Annotated in this window: 4 protein-coding genes; 3 read left to right on the top strand and 1 reads right to left on the bottom strand. The window is 76.4% G+C overall.

The window, feature by feature from the left end; genetic code table 11:
• From AB0K09_RS30385 to AB0K09_RS30375, 3 genes are all read left to right on the top strand, one after another.
• Nucleotides 1-588: alpha/beta hydrolase (locus tag AB0K09_RS30385; RefSeq protein WP_366068624.1), on the top strand; the 588-nt coding region annotated here is incomplete at its 5' end.
• Nucleotides 578-1741, top strand: a complete 1164-nt coding sequence (locus AB0K09_RS30380; RefSeq protein WP_366068623.1) for an acyltransferase — start codon at nt 578-580, stop codon at nt 1739-1741. The genes AB0K09_RS30385 and AB0K09_RS30380, both read left to right, overlap by 11 nt.
• Before the next feature lie 174 nt (nt 1742-1915).
• Entirely contained in the window at nt 1916-3139 is a 1224-nt protein-coding gene (locus tag AB0K09_RS30375; RefSeq protein ID WP_366068622.1) for a beta-ketoacyl-ACP synthase II, read from the top strand.
• Here the strand turns inward: AB0K09_RS30375 and AB0K09_RS30370 are convergent.
• Nucleotides 3123-4276, bottom strand: a 1154-nt coding sequence (locus tag AB0K09_RS30370) for a PLP-dependent aminotransferase family protein (protein ID WP_366068621.1), incomplete at its 5' end; no start/stop codon positions are given. The two genes, AB0K09_RS30375 and AB0K09_RS30370, sit on opposite strands and share 17 nt — an antisense overlap.

The following is a 4276-nucleotide window of genomic DNA, read 5'->3' as shown; positions in this document are numbered from 1 at the left end:
CCGCTTCTCAGCTCGATGCCTGGGAAGCGGTCGTCTCGGCGATGCAGCGCCCTGGCCCTGGAGCGGGAGCTGGGCGGCCGCGCCGCCGTGGTCGCCTGGCTCGGCTACGCGACGCCGAGCACCGTGGGCACCGACGTGCTGACGGCCGACCGGGCCGACGAGGCCGCCCCGCTCCTGCGCGGCTTCGTGCGCGAGCTGCACACCGCCAGGCCGGGGGCACGGATCTCGCTGCTGTGCCACTCCTACGGCACGGTCGTCTGCGGCCGCGCCGCCTCGGGCCTGGAGGCCGCCGACATCGTCCTGTACGGCAGCCCCGGCACCACCGCCGACAACGTCGCCGCCCTGCGCACCCGCGCCACCGTCTGGGCGGGCCGGGGCGGCGACGACTGGATCGCCGACGTGCCGCACGTCCGGCTGCCCCTGGGCCTCGCCACCGTCGGGTTCGGCACCGACCCGGTGTCGAAGGGGTTCGGCGCCCGGGTCTTCGACGCCGGCGACGGCGGGCACAGCGACTACCTCAAGCCCGGTTCCGTGCCGCTGAGGAACATCGCCCGGATCGTCACCGGGGAGGCCGGCCGTGCCGCGTGAGCTCGTCCGGCGGATCGAGGCCGCCACCCCGCCCGGCCGGGACCGCGCCCTCGACGCCCTGCGCGCCCTCGCCATCCTCGGCGTCGTGCTCGGCCACTGGCTGGTCACCGCCCTGGTCGCGGACAGCGGCACGGTGCACGGCGCGAGCCCGCTGCGGTACATGCCGGAACTCGCCCCGGTCTCCTGGGTGTTCCAGACGCTCGCCGTCTTCTTCCTGGTCGGCGGCCGGGTCGCCGCACGCGGCCACGCCTCGGCCAGGGCCCGGGGCACGACGTACGGGCAGTGGCTCGGCGCCCGGACGGCGCGGCTGTTCGGACCGGTCGCCGCCGTGCTGACGGTGTGGACGGTGGTCTCGGGCGCGCTGCTCGCCTCGGGGGTGGGCCTGGACACCCTGCACACGCTGCTCCGGCTCGTGCTGTCGCCGCTGTGGTTCCTGCTGGTCTTCGCCGCGCTGACCGCGGCGACCCCGCTCGTCGCCCGGCTCCATCCGCTGTGGCCGTTCGCGGTGGTGCTGTGCGTGGACCTGTACCGGTTCGGGTTCGGCGGCTCCCAGGAGGCCGGCTGGATCAACCTGGCGGCGGGCTGGCTGGTGCCGTACTGCCTGGGTGCGACCTGGGCGCGCGGGAGCCTGCGCGGCCGTACGACCGGCTGGGCGCTGCTGCTCGGCGGCGCCGCCGCCACCGCCGGTCTCGTCCTGTGGGGCGGCTACCCGGCGTCCATGGTCGGGGTGCCCGGCGCGGCGGTCTCGAACCTCAACCCGCCCACCCTCGCGGCCGTCACCTTCGGCCTGGCCCAGTGCGGGGCGGCCCTGCTGCTGCTCGGCCCGCTGCGGCGGGTGCTCGCCCGGCCCGCCGCGTGGACGGCGGTGGCGGTGGTCAACCTCTCCGCGATGACGGTCTTCCTCTGGCACCAGACCGCGATGATGGCCGTCACCGCGACCGGGCTGCTCGCGGGCCGGCTGCCCGGCCTGCACACCGCGCCCGACGGGCCGGCGTGGATCCTCGTCCGGCTGGCCTGGCTGCCGGTGTTCGCGGCGGTGCTGCTCGTCTGCGGGGCCGCCTTCCGCGGATACGAAGGGCGCCGGGCGCGTGGCCGTGAGCGGGCCCCGGTCGCCGCGTACGGGCCGGGGCCGGCGCGTCCGGCCCCTCGCTGAGCCTGTTCCCGCCGGTAGGCAAACATGTGAACCCTACAAACCCCCGGCACGGGAGTCCGTTGATCACGACATGCATCGGCCGTTAACCCCCCTGGCAGAGTGGCCATCACGTCAATCCCTCCCGTTCCGCGAGGTTGGAGGGATTTGTATCTGTCTCACAAAGGGGGTTGCTCGATGCTTATCGAAACCGATCAGGTCGTGGTCACCGGGCTGGGAGCCACGACACCGCTGGGCGGGGACGCCGCCTCGACCTGGTCCGCGATGCTGGCCGGGCAGTCCGGGATCAGCGCGATCGAGGAGGAGTGGGCGGCCGGGCTGCCGGTGCGGATCGCGGGCCGGCTCAAGGTCGAGCCGACCGAGGTCCTGGACCGCGTACAGGCCCGCCGCATGGACCGGTGCGAGCAGATCGCGCTGGTCGCCGCCCGCGAGGCGTGGGAGCACGCCGGCCGTCCCGAGGTCGACCCGGACCGGCTCGCCGTGGTCATCGGCACCGGTACCGGGGGCGCGCTGACCCTGCTCGGCCAGGACGACGTCCTGGAGGCCTCCGGGGTGCGGCGCGTGTCCCCGCACACGGTCCCCATGCTGATGGCCAACGGTCCCGCCGCCTGGGTCAGCATCGACCTCGGCGCGCGCGGCGGCGCCCACACACCGGTCAGCGCCTGCGCGTCCGGCGCCGAGGCGATCGCCATGGGCCTGGACCTGATCCGCCTCGGCCGGGCCGACGTCGTCGTGGCGGGCGGCACCGAGGCCTGCATCTGCCCGCTGCCGATCGCCGGGTTCGCGCAGGCCAAGGCCCACTCGACCCGCAACGACGCGCCCGGGCTGGCGTCCCGGCCCTTCGACGCCGACCGCGACGGCTTCGTCATCGGCGAGGGCGCCACCGTGATCGTCCTGGAGCGCGCGGGGCACGCGGCCGCCCGGGCGGCCCGCGCCCACGCCACCCTGGCCGGGGCCGGCGTCACCTCCGACGCCCACCACATCACCGCCGCCCACCCCGACGGCCAGGTCCGCGCGATGCGCATGGCCATGGCCGCGGCCGGGCTGTCCCCGCGCGAGATCGGCCACGTCCACGCCCACGCGACATCCACACCCCTGGGCGATCTCGTCGAGGCGCGATCCATCACGGAGGCGGTGGGCACCCATCCGGCCGTGACCGCCACGAAGTCGATGACCGGTCACCTCTTCGGAGCGGCGGGCGCGATCGGCGCCCTCGCGGCGATCTGCGCGGTGCGCGACGGCGTCGTCCCCGCCACGCAGAACGTGGACACCCTCGACCCCGAGGTGAAGCTCGACGTCGTCACCGGCGCGCCGCGCGAGGGCGCGCTGACCGCGGCGCTGGCGAACTCCTTCGGCTTCGGCGGGCACAACGCGTCGCTGGTCTTCACACCGGCGCCCTGACGGTCTGCCCGAACGCCGACCGCAACCGCGCCACCCCCTCCGTGAGTTCTCCCGGCCCCGCCACCGCGGCGAAGCTGAGCCGCAGGTGGGCGGCCGGGGGCTCCGCCGCGTAGTACGGGCGGCCCGGGGCCACGGCGACGCCCGCCCGCAGCGCGGCGGCCGCGACGGCCTGCTCGTCGGTGCCGTCGGGCAGCCGCGCCCACAGGTGGTAGCCGCCGGGCGGTACGAACTCGACGGTCAGCTCGGGGAGTTCGCGGCGCAGGGCCGTCAGGAGGATCTCGCGCCGGGTGCTCAGTTCGGCGGCGACCGCGCGCCCGTGCCGGGACCAGGCCGGCGAGCCCACGAGTTCGAGGGCGGCCTCCTGGAGGGGGCGCGGGACGAAGTAGCTGTCGACGACCTGGATGGCGCGCAGCCGGTCCAGGACCGGGCCGCGGGCGGCGAGGGCGCCCACCCGCAGGCTGGGCGAGGTGAACTTGGTCAGGGAGCAGACGTGGACGACGATGCCGTCGGGGTCGTCGGCCACGAGGGCGGGCAGGAGCGCCGGGGCCTCCTCGTGGGCGAGGCGGCGGGCGAAGTCGTCCTCGACGACGAAGGCCCCGGCCTCGCGGGCGGCCCGCAGCACCTCGCGCCGGCGCTCGTCGGCGAGGACCGCCCCGGTGGGGTTCTGGAAGAGCGGCTGGCAGACGAAGAGGCGCGCGCCGCTGGCCCGGAAGGCCCGCGCCAGCAGGTCGGTGCGCACGCCGTGGGCGTCCATCGGCACGGGGACGGGCCGCAGCCCCGAGGCGCGGGCGGCGGCGAGCATGCCGGGGTAGGTCGGGGACTCGACGAGGACGGGCGCGCCGGGAGTGGCCAGGGCGCGCAGCGCGGTGGTGAGCGCGCTCTGGCCGCCGGCGGTGATGAGGACGCCGGAGGGGGCGAGCGTGCCGGCCGGGCCGCCGATCTCGCGGGCGAACCAGGCCCGCAGCTCGCCGACGCCCTCGATGGGCGGTCGGCCCCAGGCGCCGGGGCGCCGGCCCGCGCGGGCGAGCGCGGCGGACAGGGCGCGCTCGGGCTGGAGGGAGGGGTGCAGATAGCCGCCGGTCAGCTCGATGACCCCGGGCGGCGGTTCGGCGAGCGTGGCGAGGACGCCGCTCGCGT

Source organism: Streptomyces sp. NPDC049577 (assembly GCF_040675635.1).
Classification (GTDB): Bacteria; Actinomycetota; Actinomycetes; order Streptomycetales; family Streptomycetaceae; genus Streptomyces.
Note: the sequence above shows the minus strand (reverse complement) of the source record. Positions and strands in the feature narration are given on the sequence as shown.

Bases quoted from the DNA above. Each gene is read 5' to 3' on its own strand.
- AB0K09_RS30375 (WP_366068622.1), top strand. From the start codon at position 1,916: ATGCTTATCGAAACCGATCAGGTCGTGGTCACCGGGCTGGGAGCCACG.